The sequence below is a fragment of the Paraburkholderia sp. SOS3 genome, assembly GCF_001922345.1.
Lineage (GTDB): Bacteria > Pseudomonadota > Gammaproteobacteria > Burkholderiales > Burkholderiaceae > Paraburkholderia.
In genome coordinates, this window is sequence record NZ_CP018811.1 from 519731 (window position 1) to 538485 (window position 18755).

Sequence of the window (18755 nt, forward strand, 5' to 3'; positions counted from 1 at the left end):
TCACAAGTCGCTTTCAGTTGTATCCAAACGTATCGGTGGGCGGTTTGTGTGCATAAGTCAAGTCTTGACACGCGTTTTTTGCTGAGATCACGCTGAGGCGAACACACGCCGGTATTGCACGGCTTCTGCTATCTGGGACGCACTCGGTGTCGCGGTGCCGGCCAGGTCCGCAATGGTTCGCGCTACTTTCAGCACCCGGTAATAGGCCCGCGCCGACCAGCCGAAGCGCTCGCCCGCTTCGCGCAACAGACTCTCGCCCGCATTGTCGGGACGACACACCTCGTCGACCTCGCGTCCGTCGAGCTCGCGGTTGGTCTTGCCCTGGCGCGTGATCTGCCGCTCGCGCGCCTGCTGCACGCGAGCGGCGATCGCGGCGCTCGGCTCGCCGGTATCGGAGGCGCGCGCCGAAAGCTCCGCCGGCGACAGCGCGGGAATCTCGATCTGGATGTCGATGCGGTCGAGAAGCGGGCCTGACAGCTTGCGCATGTAGCGCGCCGCAATTTCCGGAGTGCACCGGCAGCGGCCGTTCGGGTCGCCACGCCAGCCGCAAGGACACGGGTTCATGGCGGCTATCAGCTGGCAAGCGGCGGGAAAATCGGCCTGCCAGGCGGCGCGTGAAATCGTGATGCGCCCGGCTTCGAGCGGCTCGCGCAGCGTTTCGAGCACATGACGATCGAATTCGGGCAATTCATCGAGAAACAGTACGCCCAGATGCGCGAGTGTGATTTCCCCTGGCCGCGGCGGATTGCGTCCGCCGACCAGCGCCGCCGCGCTCGACGAATGATGCGGCGCGCGGAACGGCCGTTGCCGCCATTGCGCCGGCGAGAAGCCGCAGAGGCTTGCCGACAGCAGGGCTGCCGAGGTCAGCGCTTCGTCGTCGGTCATCGGCGGCAACAGGCCGGGCAGGCGTGCCGCGAGCATCGATTTGCCCGCGCCCGGCGGTCCGACCATCAGCACGTGATGACCGCCTGCCGCCGCGACTTCGAGTGCGCGGCGCGCGCCGCGCTGACCGATCACATCGGCCATGTCCGGCCCGGCAGCCGACGTTTGCGCGGATGCGGGCGGGGTCGCGAATGGCCACAGCCGGGCGTCGGCGTCTCCCGCCAGATGCGCGCACAGCGACGGCAGATCCGCCGCGCCGAATACGTCGACCCCAGGCACGAGCGCCGCCTCGGCCGCGCTCGCGGCCGGCAGATACAGCTCGGGAACGCGGTGCGAGGTATCGGTACCTTCGGTGGCGGCCAACGACGCAGCGCTGCGGGCGGTGCCGCACGCCATCGCGAACGCGCCGCGCATCGGCCGCAGCGCGCCGGTCAGGGACAGTTCGCCAGCAAACTCCCGATGTGCGAGCGACTCGGCGGGAATCTGTCCGCTCGCGGCGAGTATGCCGAGCGCAATCGGCAGATCGAAGCGGCCGGATTCCTTCGGCAAATCGGCGGGGGCGAGATTGACGGTAATTCGGCGGACCGGGAAATCGAGTCCGCAGTTCTGCAAGGCGGCCCGCACCCGTTCGCGGCTTTCGCGCACTTCGAGATCGGGCAAACCCACTATCGAGAAAGAAGGCAAACCGTTCGCGAGGTGGACCTCGACGGTGACTTCAGGCGCGCGGCCAGCAGCCGGCGCGCGGCTCTTGACCACGGCAAGCGACATGTTTACTCCCGTCGGAACGCGCGGTCGTTGCCGCGCACTCCCATTAATACGCTGATGACGTCACGGCTCGCTTGCCGATGATGTGCAGCTTGATGAGGAGGTTCAGTCAGGACGATTGGGTAAGGGGCAGCTTCTGCTCGAGTTCGGCGACGCGCCGCTCGAGCTCTTCGAGCCTCGCGCGCGTGCGCACGAGCACCTGGGTTTGGGTATCGAATTCCTCGCGCGTGACGAGATCGAGCTTCGAGAACCCCTGGGCCAGCATCGCCCTCACATTGCGTTCGACATCTTTGGCCGGTGAGTTTTTGAGCAGGTCGCTCATGCGCGCCTGCAGGTCGTTGAAGATGTCGTTCGGTTGTCTCATTGCATTCCCCTTGTGCACAAATCATGTGCAAACGTCGTTACCACAGTGCTTCGCGAGCGCCAATGTTCGTTGATGGTGCATCCCGCGCCGGCAAAGCACGCCGCATGTGCGAGCCTGGTGCACATTCGCTGCGCACAGCCGTGCTGCATGCGTGCGGACACTCTAACAACGATCAACGCGCCGCGCCACCGTAGGCCGCCAACGCTGGCCATTCGGACGAGTTTGCGTGCCGGTCGCCGCGAGAGCCTTGTGCGGCATGAACTTTACCCTTTCCGCGATGCAACATGGCATGGAAGCTGCTGTTATTGGCCCGCGCATCAATCGGGACGCCGATCGGCGCGCGGGCCCGCGGCTTCATTGGAGTGGCCGCCGACAGGCGAAAGGCACTAGAAAGCAGCACGCAACGGGTTGAGTCACTACAGCGAGGGATTTCATGAAACTGATTACCGCAATCATCAAGCCGTTCAAGCTCGATGAGGCGCGCGAAGCCCTGTCGGCGATCGGCGTCTCCGGGATCACGGTGACGGAAGTCAAAGGCTTCGGCCGTCAGAAGGGACACACGGAGTTGTATCGGGGCGCGGAGTACGTAGTCGACTTTCTGCCCAAGGTGAAGATCGAGGCGGCCGTATCGGACGACATCGTCGATCAGGCCATCGAAGCGCTCGAACGCGCGGCGCGCACCGGCAAGATCGGCGACGGCAAGATCTTCGTCACGCCGATCGAACAAGTAATTCGGATTCGCACCGGGGAGACCGGCGCGGATGCCCTTTAGAAGAACAGTGACAAGAGGAAACCGGAAATGCGCAAACTTTTGATGTCCCTGCTGATGGTCGGCTCGCTGCTCGCAGCCGGCATCGGCAACGCCGTTGCGGATGACGCGTCGGCACCGGCCGCTGCATCGGCACCTGATACGACCGCCAGCGCGCCGGCCGCGGATGCTTCCGCGGCGCCGGCCGCCAGCGCCCCCGCGGATGCGTCCGCTGCCGCCGCGGCAGCGCCTGCCGCACCGACCGCGCCGTTCTCGGTCGATTCGTCGAAAATCAGCTCCGGCGACACCGCCTGGATGCTGACCTCCACCGCGCTCGTGCTGTTCATGACGATTCCGGGCCTCGCGCTCTTCTACGGCGGCATGGTCCGCAAGAAGAACGTGCTCGCGACCGTGATGCAGAGCTTCGCGATCACGTGTCTTGTAACGGTAGTCTGGACCGTGATCGGCTACAGCCTCGCGTTCACGCCGGGTAACTCGTTCATCGGCGGATTCTCGCGGGTGTTCCTGTCGGGCATGAACTACATCAAGGGCGACAAGGCGACCACGCTGACGGTGAGCCACCTCGCGACGACGATTCCGGAATCGGTCTACTTCTGCTTCCAGCTGACCTTCGCGATCATCACGCCGGCGCTCATCACCGGTGCGTTCGCGGACCGTATGAAGTTCTCGTCGATGCTCGTCTTCATGACGCTGTGGTCGATTCTCGTCTACTCGCCGATCGCGCACATGGTGTGGGAACCGACCGGCTGGCTGGCTAGCGCGGGCATCCTCGACTTCGCGGGCGGCACGGTCGTGCACATCAACGCGGGTATCGCGGCGCTCGTCTGCGCACTCGTGCTCGGCAAGCGCACCGGCTACGGCAAGGACGTGATGGCGCCGCACAACCTCGTGCTGACGATGATCGGCGGCTCGATGCTGTGGGTGGGCTGGTTCGGCTTCAACGCGGGTTCGGCGGTGGCCGCCGACGGCCGCGCGGGTTTCGCGATGCTGACGACGCAAATCGCCACCGCGATGGCCGCAATGGGCTGGATGTTCGCCGAGTGGATCGCCAAGGGCAAGCCGTCGGTGCTCGGCATCGTGTCGGGCGCGGTGGCGGGGCTGGTCGCGATCACGCCGGCGTCGGGCTTCGTCGGCGTGGCCGGCGCGCTCATCATCGGCCTCGTCGCAGGCGTGATCTGCTTCTGGTCGGCTACGTGGCTCAAGCACAAGCTCGGCTACGACGACTCGCTCGACGCGTTCGGCGTGCACTGCGTCGGCGGTATCGTGGGCGCCATCCTGACCGGCGTGTTCGCGGTCAAGGACATCAGCGGCCTCGACGCAAGCGTGATGCTGCAGGTCAAGGGCGTGCTGACGACCGTCATCTATTCGGGCGTGGTCAGCTTTGTCCTGCTGAAGGTGATCGATATGGTGATGGGCCTGCGCGTGACCGAAGAGGAAGAGCGCGAAGGTCTCGACGTGATCCTGCACGGCGAACACGTCGAATAAAACAACAGACGAATCTCAACCCGGATTTGACCAGAACCACCTGACCGGTTGGTAAGTGCAGCGACCTTGGCCCGCCTCTTCGGCGGGCTTTTTTCTTTCCGCGCCATCTCGTAAATAGAGGATTTTCCTCACATTTTCGACGGCGGCAAGAATAGCTTCATCCGTGCCTTGCGATTGGAGAAAGCGTCCCCAGATGGGCCTAGCATTTGCTCTACAATCTTTCTTCTCCAGTCTGCGAGTGATCAATGGTTCCGCATCTAGTTACGGCGTTGAATGGTCCGCTGCTCGACCTCGAGCGGAAGATCCTCGACGCGACTCCCGCTATCGAGCGCTGGTTCCGGCTTGAGTGGCAGGAGCACACGCCGCCGTTCTACTGCTCGGTCGACCTGCGCAACGCCGGCTTCAAGCTCGCACCGGTCGATACGAACCTGTTTCCGGGTGCGTTCAACGCGCTGCCGGTCGAAGTACTGCCGCTCGCGGTCCAGGCCGCGATGGCATCGATCGAAAAGATCTGTCCGGATGCGAAGAACCTGCTCGTCATTCCCGAGCGCCATACGCGCAACGCGTTCTACCTCGAAAACGTCGCGCGGCTCGCGACGATCATGCGGCAGGCAGGCCTGAACGTTCGCTTCGGCACGCTCGATGAATCGATTCACGGCCCCGTCACGATTGCGCTGTCAGACGGGCAGAAGATCGTGCTCGAACCGCTCGAGCGCTCGCAGCGCCGGCTCGGCCTGAAGAATTTCGATCCGTGCTCGATCCTGATCAACAACGATCTGTCGGGTGGCATTCCGCCCGTGCTCGAGAATCTGCATGAGCAGTATCTGCTGCCGCCGTTGCACGCGGGCTGGGCCGTGCGCCGCAAGTCGACGCATTTCTCGTGCTACGACGACGTCGCGAAAAAATTCGCGAAGATGGTCGAGATCGACCCGTGGATGATCAACCCCTATTACGCACACGTCGAGGGTGTGGACTTCGAAGCGCGCACCGGTGAGGAAGCGCTCGCGGATGCGATCGACGGCGTGCTGAAGAAGATTGCGAAGAAGTATCGCGAGTACGGTATCTCCGAAAAGCCGTATGTCGTGATCAAGTCCGACGCGGGCACGTACGGCATGAGTGTGATGACGGTGCACGACGCGTCCGAAGTGGCCGCGCTGACCAAGCGCGAGCGTACGAAGATGGCGGCGACGAAAGAAGGCCTCGAAGTGCACGACATGCTCGTGCAGGAGGGCGTTTATACGTTCGAGCGCATCGGCGAGGAAGTCGCGGAGCCGGTCGTCTACATGATCGACCGTTACGTGGTGGGCGGCTTCTACCGCGCGCACGGCAGCCGCGAGCGCGACCAGAACCTGAACGCGCCCGGCATGCATTTCGTGCCGCTCGGCTTCGAGCACACCGCGCTGCCCGATGCGCACGCGAAGCCGGGCGCGGCGCCGCCGAATCGCTTTTACATGTATGGTGTCGTTGCGCGGCTGGGGTTGCTTGCCGCATCGCTGGAACTCGAGCGGACCGACCCGGAAGCGATCCAGGTCTGAGTTCGAGGTCCGGGTCTCAGTGATGTCCGGGCGGTTCCGGCGAGCGCGCGTCTTTCCGGCCATTTCCGTGTCACGAAATCAACGCGAGCCCGCGTGGCTGCACCAGGTATTCCATGGACATTCTTTTTATCGCCGACCCGCTTTCCCGTTTCAAGATCTACAAGGACACGACGTACGCAATGATGGCCGAAGCCGCGCGCCGCGGCCATAAGCTCTACACGTGCGAGCCGCGTCATCTGGCATGGACGGGCGGGGCAGTTGAGGCGAGCGCGCAGCGCTTCGAGATCGTCGGCGACGAAGCGGATAGCCACCGCGAGCCGTGGTTCGCGGCGCAGGACGCGGCGCCGCGCGCGCTGACGAGCTTCGGCGCGGTGCTGATGCGCAAGGATCCGCCGTTCGACATGGAGTACGTGACGTCGACTTGGCTGCTCGAGCTCGCCGAACGCGCGGGCGCGCGCATCTTCAACAAGCCGCAGGCCATTCGCGACCATTCGGAGAAACTCGCGATCGGCGAGTTCCCGCAGTTCGTCGCGCCGACGCTCGTGACGCGCGACGCGGCGCGCCTGCGCGAATTCCACGCCGAGCACGGCGACGTGATCCTCAAGCCGCTCGACGGCATGGGCGGGATGGGCGTGTTCCGCGTGAAGGCCGATGGCATGAACCTCGGCTCGATCGTCGAGATGCTGAGCCACGATGGCGCGCGAACGGTGATGGCGCAGAAGTTCATCCCCGAGATCAAGGACGGCGACAAGCGCATTCTGCTGATCGGCGGCGAGGCCGTGCCCTATTCGCTCGCGCGCATTCCGCAAGGCAACGAGGTACGCGGCAACCTCGCCGCGGGCGGCCTTGGCGTGGCACGGCCGCTCACGGCGCGCGATCGAGAGATCGCCGAAACGCTCGCCCCCGTGCTTGCCGCGCGCGGCCTTCTGCTGGTCGGGCTCGACGCGATCGGCGACTGGCTCACCGAAGTCAATGTGACGAGCCCGACGTGCTTTCGCGAAATCATGGATCAGACTGGCTTCGACGTCGCCGGCATGTTCATCGGTGCGTTGGAGCGTGCGGTCGGGTAGGCGTGGTTTCCGCACGGTGCTGGCCCACCGCAGTGCGCGCGCCTCGCAAGCGGGAATCGAGCGGGAATCGCCTGAAGGCGCGAAAATGACGCTGTTACAATGCCCGCTCGCGCGCTGATCTGCGTGGTTCACGCAGACGTTCGGTCTCCTGGACATATGTTCGGACCCTTACGACGAAACAGCGGGCCAAGCGCCGCGCGCCCGAGGCAGCGCCTGGTTCGAGACCGGGCCGCCGCTTGCGGGTCACGACTTCCGGGTCACGACAGCGGGCCGTTTTCTGCAGCAAGGCTGACATGGCAGGCATTCTGATCATTGCGCACGCTCCGTTCGCCACCGCGTTACGCGAGTGTGTCGCGCATATTTACGGCGGCTTGCCCGCCCGCATCGGCGTGATCGACGTCACGCCCGATTGCGATCCCGCACAGATCGTCGCGCTCGCGTACAGCGAGATCGAACGTCTGAAGGAAGACAACGGCGCGCTCGTGATGACCGACATGTTCGGCGCGACGCCTTCGAATATCGCAGGCCGGCTCGCGGCGATACCCGACGTGCGAGTCGTCGCGGGTGTCAATCTGCCGATGCTCGTGCGCGCCGTGTGCTACCGTGCCACGCCGCTCGATACGCTCGTCGACAAGGCACTTGCCGGGGCGACGAAAGGCATCCACGCGGTTGGCCCGGCCACACCGCCGCCCGCCGCGCCGATCGCAAGCGGCGCGGACTGCATTCCGGCGATGCCGCCGGACTGCGAGCTGAATACGAATGCGGCGGGGCAAGCCGAAGCAGGGGCGGCGGCCAATACCGAAGCGAGCGGCAAGGCAGGCGGCCGATAGGATCGACGGCGTCCGTCGGCGGGTCTGTCGCACGACGTTCGCGCACGCCATGCCAACGCTACCAGCAGCACCAACAACAGCACCAACAACTTTAATAACCGCTCTTCGGATCATCAGATGCTGCAACAGGAAACGACAATCGTGAACAAGCTGGGCCTGCACGCACGCGCGTCGGCCAAGCTGACGCAACTGGCCGCGAACTTCCAGTCCGAAATCTGGATGAGCCGCAACGGCCGCCGCATCAACGCGAAAAGCATCATGGGCGTGATGATGCTTGCAGCGGGCATCGGCAGCACCGTGCTGATCGAGACCGAGGGCGCCGACGAAAAAGAAGCGATGGATGCGCTCCTGAAGCTGATCGCGGACAAATTCGGCGAAGGTCAATAGCAGGCTGCGGCGTCGTGCCCGATGTGAGAAAACGCCGCGGCCATTCCCGCGGCGTTTTTCTTCTGGCATAACGGCGGCATCCGCGGTGTGGGGCCGCAGCCGCTGCCCGAGCGCAACGGTGCAGACGTTTCGCCGGCATTATTGCGTTCCGTGTGAAGGCATTTCTGCTGCATCGCACATCACACGGGGATGCCGCGGAATCTATAATCGTGGGCGGGGTCTGAGAGCACTGCAGCGGTTTGCCGCGGCATCGAACAACTAGAGGAGGTGCGCGTGTCGTTCACGCTGCATGGAATTCCCGTGTCACGCGGTATTGCCATCGGGCGGGCCTATCTGATCGCCCCGGCCGCACTCGACGTCGACCACTATCTGATCGAACCCGCCGAAATCGAAGGCGAGATCGAACGCTTTCGCTCAGCCCAGCTCGTCGTCACCGAGGAACTCAACGCATTGCGCGCCGACCTCGCCGCCGATGCGCCGACCGAGATGAGCGCGTTCATCGACGTGCACTCGATGATCCTGAACGACGCAATGCTCGTGCAGGAAACGTTCGATCTGATCCGCACGCGCCGCTACAACGTCGAATGGGCGCTGACCGAGCAGCTCGAGCGCCTGTCGCGCCACTTCGACGAAGTCGACGACGAATACCTGCGCGAGCGCAAAGCCGATATCGAGCAGGTCGTCGAGCGCGTGCTGAAGGCGCTTGCGGGCGCATCGGTGAATCTCGCGCACGGCGCGCACGGCGCGTGCGACGAGATGATCGTCGTCGCGCACGACATTGCGCCCGCCGACATGATGCAGTTCAAGACGCAGACGTTCCAGGGCTTCGTCACGGATCTCGGCGGCCGCACGTCGCATACGGCGATCGTTGCGCGCAGTCTCGGCATTCCGGCTGCGGTCGGCGTGCAGCAGGCGAGCGCGCTGATTCGCCAGGACGATCTGATCATTGTCGATGGCGATCATGGCATCGTGATCGTCGATCCCGCGCCGATCGTTCTCGAAGAATATTCGTACCGTCAAAGCGAGAAGGCGCTCGAACAGCGCAAACTGCAGCGGCTCAAGTTTTCGCCGACCAAAACACTGTGCGGCACGAACATCGAGTTGTGCGCGAACATCGAATTGCCCGACGACGCGCGCGCGGCGGTCGATGCAGGCGCGACCGGCGTGGGGCTGTTCCGCACCGAGTTCCTGTTCATGAACCAGAAGGACGGCCGGCTGCCCGAAGAGGAAGAGCAGTTCGATGCGTATCGTCGTGCGGTCGAACTGATGAACGGCATGCCCGTGACGATCCGCACGATCGACGTCGGCGCCGACAAGCCGCTCGAAGCGATGGGCAGCACCGGCGACGGTTACGAGACCGCGCCGAACCCCGCGCTCGGGCTGCGCGCGATTCGCTGGAGCCTGTCCGAGCCGCAGATGTTCCTCACGCAGTTGCGCGCCATTCTGCGTGCGTCGGCGTTCGGCAGCGTGAAGATTCTGATTCCGATGCTCGCGCACGCGCAGGAGATCGACCAGACGCTCGACCTGATTCGCGAGGCGAAGCATCAGCTCGACGATGCGGGACTTGCGTACGATCCGAACGTGCGCGTCGGCGCAATGATCGAGATTCCGGCGGCGGCGATCGCGCTGCCGCTTTTTCTGAAGCGGCTCGATTTCCTGTCGATCGGCACGAACGACCTGATCCAGTACACGCTCGCGATCGACCGCGCCGATAACGCGGTCGCGCATCTGTACGACCCGCTGCATCCGGCCGTGCTGCATCTGATCGCGTTCACGCTGCGTGAGGCGAGGCGGGCGGGCGTGCCGGTTTCGGTATGCGGCGAGATGGCTGGCGATCCGGCGTTGACGCGGCTTCTGCTCGGGATGGGGCTGACTGAATTCTCGATGCATCCGAGCCAGTTGCTGCTCGTGAAGCAGGAGATCTTGCGCTCGAGCGTGAAGGCGCTGGAAAAGCCGGTAGCCGATGTGCTCGCGGCATTCGAGCCGGCCGAACTCGAGGCGGCGTTGAAGCGCCTGGCGCAAGCCTGATGGCCGGGCTATTTGCGTCAGGAGAGCAGTAGCAGGAGCCGGTCACGCGGTGAGCGGGCGGCGGCCAGGTCGATGCGCGGCGCCCGCCGCCTGAGTCTGCGCCGCTATGCCGCGCCGCGTGAAGCGCTCTGGGCGCCGGACCCAACCCCATCTCCAACGCCGCTGCCGTGCCGCTCGCCGCACACCGCGCAATCGGGTTGCCGCGCGATTCGCATCGTCGTCCACTCCATGCGCAGCGAGTCCAGCATCATCAGGCGGCCGACGAGCGGCGTGCCGATGCCGGCGATCACGCGCAGCGCTTCGGCTGCCTGCATCGCGCCGATGATGCCGACCGTCGGCGAGAACACGCCCATCGTCGAGCACGCGACTTCCTCGAACGGCTGGTCTTCCGGGAACACGCACGCATAACACGGCGACGCGTCTTCGCGCAGATCGAACGTGCTGATCTGGCCGTCGAAACGTAATGCCGCGCCGGAGACGAGCGGTATGCGGTGCGCGACGCACGCGCGATTGATCGCATGGCGCGTTGCGAAGTTGTCGGTGCAGTCGAGTACGACGGTCGCCGACGGCACGGCGCGAGCGAGCCATGCATCGTCGACCCGCTCGGTCACCGCGTGCACTTTCACATCGGGATTCAGGCGTGCGATCGCGTCGCGTCCCGACTCGACTTTCCTGCGGCCGACCGACGCGGTCACATGCAGGATCTGCCGCTGCAGGTTGGTCAGATCGACCGTATCGGCATCGACGAGCGTGAGTTGCCCGACGCCCGCTGCCGCCAGATACATGGCGGCCGGCGACCCCAGGCCACCCGCGCCGACGACGATTGCGTGCGCGTCGAGAAAGCGCTGCTGCGCCTCGATGCCGAGCTCGTCGACGAGGATATGGCGGGAATAGCGGAGCAGTTGTTCGTCGTTCATGGCGGGGCGCGTCGCGTTATCGCATTACGAAGCCGCCGCGCGACGGCACGGCGGACAGCGGCAATGATCTTATTCTAGCCGCGCGCGAAATCAGGACTTCGAGTAGGGACTTGCGGATTCGGATTCGGGAAGCAGGGTTTCAAACGCGTTCGGGTCTTCGCGGCATGCAGCCAGCCGCGAAGACCCGCGATTCAACCCTTACTTGCTGCTGCTCGACGTCGCACCGGCCGACGCCGGTGCGGGCGCCGCGGCACCCGGGCCCGACGCGCCCGGCGTGACCGGCAGCGCCGGCTTCACCGCAACCGGCGCCGAAGCCGATTGCGCCGGCTTGTTCTGCGCGAGACGGCGCTCCATGAGCGACTTCGATTCCACGACGGGCTTGCCTTCGAGCTTGTTGAGCCCCTGTTGCAGCATGAAGTCATCGTTCGAACCGAACTCGACCGGCTTGCGATCACGATCTTTCTGACGCTGTTCCGGCGTCTTCTTATCGTTTTGCTCTTCGAGCAGACGCAGCTGATCCATGCGTTCCTGTTCGCGCTCTTCCTGCTCCTTCTTCTCGTTCGGATCCTGCGTATTCGCGAGGTGATTCGAATAATCGACTTCACGCGTGACGAGTGCGTCGTCCGGATCGCCGTCGGCGTATTGATCGACCGCGATATCGGGGCGAATGCCCTTGTTCTGGATCGAACGGCCGCTCGGCGTGTAGTAGTACGCCGTGGTCAGGCGCAGCGCCGTGTCGGCGGTCATCGGCCGCACGGTTTGCACCGAACCCTTGCCGAACGTCGTCTTGCCGACGATCAGCGCGCGATGCTGATCCTGCAGCGCGCCAGCGACGATTTCCGATGCCGAAGCCGAATACGCGTTGGTCAGCACGATCATCGGCACCGTCTTGAAGATCGGCGGCAGACCCTTCAGCGGATCGCCGTCGAACGACGACAGGCGGTAGTTATCGTAGGTGTCGCGATAGACCTGCTTCGAATCCGGAATCTGGCCGTTCGTCGAAACGACGACCGAATCGGGCGGCAGGAACGCGCCGGCGACGCCGACCGCGCTTTGCAGCAGCCCGCCGCCGTTGTTGCGCAGATCGAGAATCAGGCCCTTCAGGTTCGGCTGCTGGCGCGCGATGTCCTGCAGCGCGGCGGCGAGATCCGGCACTGTCCGTTCCTGGAAGCTCGTAATACGGATGTAGGCGTAGCCGGGCGCGAGAATCTTCGACTTCACGCTCTTCACCTTGATGATCGCGCGCGTCACCGTCAGCGGGAAGGTGCGGTCGTCGGTCTTGCGGAAGATCGTGAGCGTGACCTTGGTGCCCGGGTCGCCGCGCATCTGCTTGACAGCCTTGTCGAGCGTCATGCCGCGCACGGGCTTGTCGTTGATGCGCGTGATCAGGTCGCCCGGACGGATGCCGGCGCGGAACGCCGGCGTGTCTTCGATCGGCGAGATCACCTTGATGAGGCCGTCTTCCTGCGAAATCTCGATGCCGAGACCTGCGAAACGGCCCTTGGTCTGTTCCTGCAGCTCTTCGTAGTCGGTCTTGTCGAGATACGACGAGTGCGGATCGAGGCTCGACACCATGCCCTTGATCGCGGCCGTCAGCAGCTTTTTATCGTCGACGGGTTCGACATATTCATGCTTGATCTGACCGAAGACTTCGGCGAAGAGCCGCAACTGGTCGAGCGGCAGGGGACTGGACGCGGGGACGGGCGTTTGCTGGGCCGAGGCGGAAAGTTGCAAGGTAGCAAAAACGCCGGTAGCAAGGCCCGCGGCGATCAGGCCGATAGTTTTCAGGTTCTTTCGCATAGAGTCTGTTGCGGTCGGAAGCGCGTGGCAGCGTGAAGGGTAAGGACGGACAAGTATAACTTCTCGACGCCGGGACGGCCGTTTGGGCGGCTGACCGGTTCTTCGACAAGATCAGTACAGCGAGGTTCTTCGGATCGTCGCGGGCGGCAGCGCATAGTGTATGTGCGCTAGCCGACGCGCGGTGGTGCGTTGATACGGCGTGGCGGCCTGCGTGTTTATAGGCGAGCGCGCTTAAAGCCGTCTTAAAGCCAACTTGAAGCAGCGATCTGAAAGACCCGGTCTGAAGCGCGGAGCTCGAAGCGGCGTTCGTGCCGCGCAGATCCCGCCCGCGCCCCGACGCGCGCCGTTTCCGCTCGATCAGCCCGCCTTGCCCTGATTGGCGACGGCCGCCTGCGCTTTCGCGATCGCTTCCGGGTCTCCCAGATAGTAGTGTTTGATCGGCTTCAGCGCTTCGTCGAGTTCGTAGACGAGCGGCACGCCGTTCGGAATGTTCAATCCGACAATATCCTTGTCCGAGATTTCGTCCAGATATTTGACCAGCGCGCGAATCGAGTTGCCGTGCGCGGCGATCAGCACGTTGCGGCCCGATTTAATGGCCGGCGCGATCGATTCGTTCCAGATCGGCATCACGCGCGCAACCGTATCTTTCAGGCACTCGGTCAGCGGCAACTGTTCGCGCGGCACCTTCGCATAGCGCGGGTCGTCGAACGGCGCGCGCGAATCGGACGGATCGAGCGCGGGCGGCGGCGTGTCGTAGCTGCGGCGCCAGATCAGCACCTGTTCGTCGCCGTACTTCTGGGCCGTCTCGGCCTTGTTCAGGCCGGAGAGCGCGCCGTAATGGCGCTCGTTGAGCCGCCACGAATGGACCACGGGCAGGTACATCAGATCCATCTGGTCCTGGACGTGCCACAGCGTGCGGATCGCGCGCCTGAGCACCGACGTGTACGCGATGTCGAACGTGTAGCCGGCGTTCTTGAGCAGGTCGCCCGCCTGTTTTGCCTCGCGAACGCCCTGCTCGGTCAGGTCGACGTCGACCCAGCCCGTGAAGCGGTTTTCCTTGTTCCACGTCGATTCGCCGTGGCGGATGAGAACGAGTTTGTACATGGTCTTGCCGGTCGGTAGTAAGGAAGCGGTATGCGAGGCGCGCCGCGGCACATTCTATGCGGTCGCCATCGAGACAGGCGGTTATTTTATAATGGCCGGATTGCCCTTTTTTATTTCTCACCGTTTCTTACTTTTCCGGCAAATATTCCGTGACGTTTTTCACCGACTACTCGAACCTTGTCCTGATTGCGGCCGCCCTCATCTCTGGAGCGTTGCTCCTGTGGCCGATGATCGCTCGCCGCGGCCGCGGCGGCCTGTCCGCGGCGCAAGCGACGCAGCTCATCAACCGTCGCAATGCCGTGGTGGTGGACCTGCGCCCGGCAGCGGAGTTCGCCAAAGGCCATTTGCCGTCGGCGCGCCACGTGGAGCTTGCGGAATTGCAGGCAAAGGTCGGGCAGCTCGTGAAGAACAAGAGCAACCCGGTGCTGCTGGTGTGCCAGACCGGTCAGCATTCGAACAAGGCCGCACGTATCGTGCGTGACGCAGGCTATGCCGAAGTGCATGTGCTCGAAGGCGGCGTGAACGCCTGGCAGCAAGCGGGCATGCCGGTCGTCAAACAAGGAGCAGCGAAGTGAACAAAGTGATCATGTACAGCACGCAAGTGTGCCCGTATTGCCAGATGGCCGAGCGGCTGCTGAAGTCGCGCGGCGTCGACCAGATCGAAAAGGTGCTGATCGACAAGGATCCGGCGCGTCGCCAGGAAATGATGACCCGCACGGGGCGCCGCACGGTGCCGCAGGTTTTCATCGGCGAAACACATGTCGGCGGGTACGATGATCTGTCTGCGCTCGATCGCGCGGGCGGTCTGACGCCGCTGCTCGAAGAAGTGGTCTGAGCGTTTTCGGGCGTCGGCCTGCGCCGCCGGTCGCGCTGCCTGGGCTTTGTGTGGGCGCGTCGGCGAAGCGGATGTTTCGAAGGTATCGGCGGCGCGGGGTCGGCTCGACCATCTGGCGCGACCGCCGGACGCAACCATTCGGCTCAACCGCTGACCGGCTTCATCGGACGGGTTCAGCCGCCGATGCCTGCCACCGGCTCCAACCGCTGCCATGCCCGTTCGAGCGCCTGAGCCGGCGTCACTCCGACGCCATGCGAACGTGGCCCGAACGCAAGGCGCATACGCTCCGCCCGGGCGGTGTACAAACTAGCGAACCTATAATCCGGCGGGCCGCCAAAGCCCGCCGCAACGTACCACGAGGGAGTACCGAATCATGTCCGACGAGAACAACCAGCCGTTCTTCAACATCCAGCGCATTTATCTGAAGGACATGTCGCTCGAGCAGCCGAATTCGCCGGCGATCTTTCTCGAGCAGGAAATGCCGGCGGTCGAAGTCGAAGTCGACGTGAAGGCCGAGCGCCTCGCCGATACCGTGTTCGAAATTCTCGTTACCGGCACCGTCACCGCGAAGGTCAACGACAAAGTCGCGTTCCTGATCGAAGCGAAGCAAGCGGGCATATTCGACATCCGGAACATCCCGGCCGAGCAGATCGATCCGCTCGTCGGCATCGCATGCCCGACTATTCTGTTCCCGTACCTGCGTTCGAACATCGCCGACGCGATCACGCGCGCCGGTTTCCCGCCGATCCACCTCGCCGAAATCAACTTCCAGGCGCTCTATGAGCAGCGTCTCGCGCAAATCGCCTCGCAAAACGGCGGCGCGCAAAGCGGCGCAACGCACTGACGCGCCCCGCACGGTGCCGGCCATGAAGGTCGCTGTACTGGGCGCCGGCGCATGGGGCACCGCGCTCGCCGGGCATCTGGCGAGGCGGCACGACACGGTGCTGTGGGCGCGCGATGGCGCGCTTGTCGCCGAACTTGCGTCGACGCATCAGAACGCCCGCTATCTGGCGGGCGTTGCTTTGCCTGCGGCGCTTCGTTACGAAGCCGGTCTGTCCGCGGCGCTCGATCATGCGCTTGCCGACGACGCGCTCTGCGTCGTTGCGACGCCCGTCGCCGGCTTGCGGGCGTTGCTTCGCGCGATGCACGACGCGCAGCGCGTGCCTGCGAACGTCGTCTGGCTGTGCAAAGGCTTCGAAGCCGATACGCAATTGATGCCGCATCAGGTCGTCGCGCAGGAACTGGCCGGCCATCCGAGCAACGGCGTGCTGTCGGGACCGAGTTTTGCGCGCGAAGTCGCTCAGAACCTGCCGGTTGCATTGACGGTGGCGAGCGCGTCGGCCAGGTGTCGCGAACGCACGCTTGCCGCGTTTCACCATGGCGCGATGCGCATCTATACCGGCGACGACGTAGTCGGCGTCGAAGTGGGCGGCGCGGTGAAGAACGTGCTCGCGATCGCAACCGGCATTGCCGACGGATTGGGCCTCGGGCTCAACGCGCGTGCCGCATTGATCACGCGCGGGCTCGCTGAAATGACGCGCCTTGGCGTGACCCTTGGTGGTCGTGCGGAAACGTTCACGGGCCTCACGGGCCTCGGCGATCTGATCCTGACGGCGACCGGCGATTTGTCGCGCAATCGCACGGTCGGCATGCAACTCGCGTCGGGCCGCTCGCTGGCCGATATTCTCGGCGCACTCGGTCATGTGGCCGAAGGCGTGCGCTGCGCGCAAGCGGTGCTGTCGATCGCACGCGCGCACGCGATCGACATGCCGATCACGCAAGCCGTGTGTGCGGTGCTGTTCGATGCAGTGGCGCCGCGCGACGCGGTCAGCGCATTGTTGCGCCGCGACGCGAAAGCGGAGTAGCCGCGGCGGGCGCGCCGCGTGCTCCGCGTACCCTGCGTACGGCTGCGCTGCGAGCAACCTCGGGACGGAGGTACCCATGCTCACCATCGATCATTGCACGCTCGAAGCGCGAGTCGTCGACATCACGACGCTCGACGTCGATGCCATCGTCAACGCGGCGAATACGTCGTTGCTGGGCGGGGGCGGCGTCGACGGCGCAATTCATCGCGCGGCGGGCCGCGAGCTGTTACGCGAATGCGAAACCCTGAACGGCTGCGCGACCGGCGACGCAAAAATCACACGCGGCTACAAGCTGCCGGCCAAACATGTCATTCACGCGGTCGGGCCCGTGTGGCATGGCGGCGGCCGGGGCGAGGCCGAACTTCTCGTGTCCTGCTACCGGCGCTCGCTCGAACTCGCGCAACACGCGCGCCTCAAAGGCATCGCTTTTCCGGCAATCAGTTGCGGCGTTTACCGCTATCCACCGGACGCCGCCGTGCATATCGCCGTGTCGACTGTTATCGATACGCTGCCGCACGCGCGCAGCATCGAGCGCGTGGTCTTCGCATGCTTCGACGACGCGATGTTTCGCCGTTATGAAGCGAGGCTCGAGGCCGGGTACGCGACGCGGCGCGATCAGGCGCCGCCTTCGAAACCGGCCTGACGCCACGCCTCGAACACGACCACTGCCACTGTATTGGACAGATTGAGACTGCGGTTGCCGGGCCGCATCGGCAAGCGCACGCGCTGCGCCGCGTCGAAGCGGCTCAATACCGCATCGGACAGCCCGCGCGTCTCCGCTCCGAAGACGAACCAGTCGCCCGGGACGAACGCGTGCGAGTGGAACGGACTCGAGCCGCGCGTCGTGAACGCGAACATTCGCGCTGGGTTCGGGGCTTCGGCGGCAATCAGCGCATCCCAGTCGCGATGCACATGCATCTGCGCGTATTCGTGATAGTCGAGGCCCGCGCGACGCATTTTCGCGTCGTCGAGCGGGAAGCCGAGCGGCTCGATCAGATGCAGCCGTGCGCCGGTGTTGGCACACAGGCGGATGACATTGCCGGTGTTCGGCGGGATTTCCGGTTCGACGAGTACGACGTTGAACATGGTCAGCGAATGTTGAGGGCTAGTGTTTCGGCGTACGGAGGACGACGAAATTCGTCACGCGGCGTGCGCCGGCCGCTTTCAGCATATGAGCGAGCGCTTCGAGCGTGGCGCCGGTCGTCATCACATCGTCGACGAGCGCAACGTGCAGGCCTGTCACGGGTCTGGTCAGCGCAAACGCTCGCCCGACGTTTTGCCGGCGCGCGTTCAGATCGAGCCGCGATTGCGGCGCGGTCTCGACGATGCGGCGAATCAGCGTCGCGTCCGCCGGTACGCGCAAAGCGTTGGCGAACGGCCGCGCGATCTCCCACGCCTGGTTGTAGCCGCGTTCGACGAGCCGCCTGTGCGCGAGCGGAACCGGCGCGACGACGTCGGGCCGCTGCATGCCATCGAGTGCATCGCCGGCGAGCGTCGCGAGGCGCGACGCGAATTCGCGTGCAAGCATCAGACGCGCGCGAAACTTGAGACCGAGCGCAAGCGCATCGAGTGGCGCACGGTAATCGGCGAGCGCGAACGTCGCATCGAATGGCGGCGGCTCGGCCCGACAGGTCGCGCATAGATAGCGCGCGACGCCGGTGCGGCGCGATGAGCCTGTGGCTAGCGGAAACGCACAAACCGTGCAGCGCAGACGCGTTTCGTTCCAGTACGCTGCGTCGCAGCCCGCACACAACGTTTTATGCGACATATTGCCGCACAACGCGCACAGATTGGGTAGCGCGAACTGCAGGATGCGAGGCGCGACCTTCGACCCGCACCGTTTCAACCGTCGCGCGGCCGATCGCGCGAAGCCAGCGAGCCGCGACAAAAACGGCCGCGCACCGTCGATCGACTTTGCGCAATGCAAAGACCGACGAATCATGGCTGACGACTGCTGGAGAAAAGTGCTCGACTGCATGGGTTCGACTGCATACGAAGGCGACGCGCTTCGACGGATGCCAAAGTGCCTGGTAAGTGCTGGTAAGCGCCTGATAAGCGCCTGATAAGCGCCCGCGAGGCGCTGGCGCTGAACGGATGGAAGCGAGCGAGTATACTTCGC

19 protein-coding genes are annotated in these 18755 nt (G+C 64.5%); 12 read left to right on the forward strand and 7 right to left on the reverse strand.

What is annotated here, in order from left to right; all coding sequences use genetic code 11:
- Positions 1-87: 87 nt before the first annotated feature.
- Both BTO02_RS02355 and BTO02_RS02360 read right to left on the reverse strand, forming a co-directional pair.
- Positions 88-1650 (reverse strand): YifB family Mg chelatase-like AAA ATPase, encoded by a 1563-nt coding sequence (locus BTO02_RS02355; RefSeq protein ID WP_075155656.1) that lies wholly within the window; start codon positions 1648-1650, stop codon positions 88-90.
- A 106-nt stretch (positions 1651-1756) separates the two neighbouring features.
- Positions 1757-2011 (reverse strand): accessory factor UbiK family protein, encoded by a 255-nt coding sequence (locus BTO02_RS02360; RefSeq protein ID WP_075155657.1) that lies wholly within the window; start codon positions 2009-2011, stop codon positions 1757-1759.
- Between the two features lie 433 nt (positions 2012-2444).
- Between BTO02_RS02360 and BTO02_RS02365 the strand changes: the two genes are divergently transcribed.
- The 7 genes from BTO02_RS02365 (at position 2445) to ptsP (ending at position 10115) form a co-directional block, all read left to right on the forward strand.
- Positions 2445-2783 (forward strand): P-II family nitrogen regulator, encoded by a 339-nt coding sequence (locus BTO02_RS02365; RefSeq protein ID WP_006048089.1) that lies wholly within the window; start codon positions 2445-2447, stop codon positions 2781-2783.
- 27 nt (positions 2784-2810) lie between these two features.
- Positions 2811-4265, forward strand: a complete 1455-nt coding sequence (locus BTO02_RS02370; RefSeq protein ID WP_075155658.1) for an ammonium transporter — start codon at positions 2811-2813, stop codon at positions 4263-4265.
- A 245-nt stretch (positions 4266-4510) separates the two neighbouring features.
- Complete coding sequence (gene gshA / locus BTO02_RS02375) at positions 4511-5800, forward strand: glutamate--cysteine ligase (RefSeq protein WP_075155659.1); 1290 nt, start codon at positions 4511-4513, stop codon at positions 5798-5800.
- Positions 5801-5913: 113 nt separating this feature from the next.
- Positions 5914-6870 (forward strand): glutathione synthase, encoded by a 957-nt coding sequence (gene gshB, locus BTO02_RS02380; RefSeq protein ID WP_075155660.1) that lies wholly within the window; start codon positions 5914-5916, stop codon positions 6868-6870.
- Positions 6871-7163: 293 nt separating this feature from the next.
- A complete protein-coding gene (locus BTO02_RS02385) occupies positions 7164-7700 on the forward strand; it encodes a PTS sugar transporter subunit IIA (protein ID WP_075155661.1) in 537 nt (178 codons plus the stop codon).
- Between the two features lie 117 nt (positions 7701-7817).
- Positions 7818-8087, forward strand: coding sequence for an HPr family phosphocarrier protein (locus tag BTO02_RS02390; protein ID WP_075155662.1), 270 nt, complete (start codon positions 7818-7820; stop codon positions 8085-8087).
- Positions 8088-8360: 273 nt separating this feature from the next.
- Positions 8361-10115: a phosphoenolpyruvate--protein phosphotransferase gene (gene ptsP, locus BTO02_RS02400; protein WP_075158536.1), complete on the forward strand. Its 1755-nt coding sequence runs from the start codon at positions 8361-8363 to the stop codon at positions 10113-10115.
- 104 nt (positions 10116-10219) lie between these two features.
- On the opposite strand, the gene BTO02_RS02405 is transcribed toward ptsP, so the two are convergent.
- The 3 genes from BTO02_RS02405 to gpmA all read right to left on the reverse strand — a co-directional run bounded on the left by BTO02_RS02405 (position 10220) and on the right by gpmA (position 13936).
- Entirely contained in the window at positions 10220-11032 is an 813-nt protein-coding gene (locus BTO02_RS02405) for a HesA/MoeB/ThiF family protein (protein WP_075155664.1), read from the reverse strand.
- A gap of 198 nt (positions 11033-11230) precedes the next feature.
- Positions 11231-12832, reverse strand: a complete 1602-nt coding sequence (locus BTO02_RS02410) for a S41 family peptidase (protein ID WP_075155665.1) — start codon at positions 12830-12832, stop codon at positions 11231-11233.
- A 357-nt stretch (positions 12833-13189) separates the two neighbouring features.
- Positions 13190-13936, reverse strand: a complete 747-nt coding sequence (gene gpmA, locus BTO02_RS02415) for a 2,3-diphosphoglycerate-dependent phosphoglycerate mutase (RefSeq protein WP_075155666.1) — start codon at positions 13934-13936, stop codon at positions 13190-13192.
- Between the two features lie 149 nt (positions 13937-14085).
- Here gpmA and BTO02_RS02420 point away from each other — a divergent pair, with 149 nt between their 5' ends.
- From BTO02_RS02420 to BTO02_RS02440, 5 genes are all read left to right on the forward strand, one after another.
- On the forward strand, positions 14086-14511 hold the full coding sequence (locus BTO02_RS02420) for a rhodanese-like domain-containing protein (RefSeq protein ID WP_075155667.1): 426 nt from the start codon (positions 14086-14088) through the stop codon (positions 14509-14511).
- A complete protein-coding gene (grxC, locus tag BTO02_RS02425) occupies positions 14508-14771 on the forward strand; it encodes a glutaredoxin 3 (protein WP_075155668.1) in 264 nt (87 codons plus the stop codon). Before BTO02_RS02420 ends, grxC begins: the two co-directional genes overlap by 4 nt.
- Positions 14772-15144: 373 nt before the next feature.
- Complete coding sequence (gene secB / locus BTO02_RS02430) at positions 15145-15615, forward strand: protein-export chaperone SecB (RefSeq protein WP_075155669.1); 471 nt, start codon at positions 15145-15147, stop codon at positions 15613-15615.
- A 22-nt stretch (positions 15616-15637) separates the two neighbouring features.
- On the forward strand, positions 15638-16636 hold the full coding sequence (locus BTO02_RS02435) for an NAD(P)H-dependent glycerol-3-phosphate dehydrogenase (RefSeq protein WP_075158537.1): 999 nt from the start codon (positions 15638-15640) through the stop codon (positions 16634-16636).
- Positions 16637-16712: 76 nt separating this feature from the next.
- A complete protein-coding gene (locus tag BTO02_RS02440; protein WP_075155670.1) occupies positions 16713-17279 on the forward strand; it encodes an O-acetyl-ADP-ribose deacetylase in 567 nt (188 codons plus the stop codon).
- On the opposite strand, the gene trmL is transcribed toward BTO02_RS02440, so the two are convergent.
- Both trmL and BTO02_RS02450 read right to left on the reverse strand, forming a co-directional pair.
- The gene (gene trmL, locus BTO02_RS02445) at positions 17252-17722 is read right to left on the reverse strand and encodes a tRNA (uridine(34)/cytosine(34)/5-carboxymethylaminomethyluridine(34)-2'-O)-methyltransferase TrmL (protein WP_075155671.1); all 471 of its coding nucleotides are present in this window, start codon (positions 17720-17722) and stop codon (positions 17252-17254) included. The two genes, BTO02_RS02440 and trmL, sit on opposite strands and share 28 nt — an antisense overlap.
- A gap of 19 nt (positions 17723-17741) precedes the next feature.
- Positions 17742-18446, reverse strand: a complete 705-nt coding sequence (locus tag BTO02_RS02450) for a ComF family protein (protein WP_083615198.1) — start codon at positions 18444-18446, stop codon at positions 17742-17744.
- Positions 18447-18755: the final 309 nt, after the last annotated feature.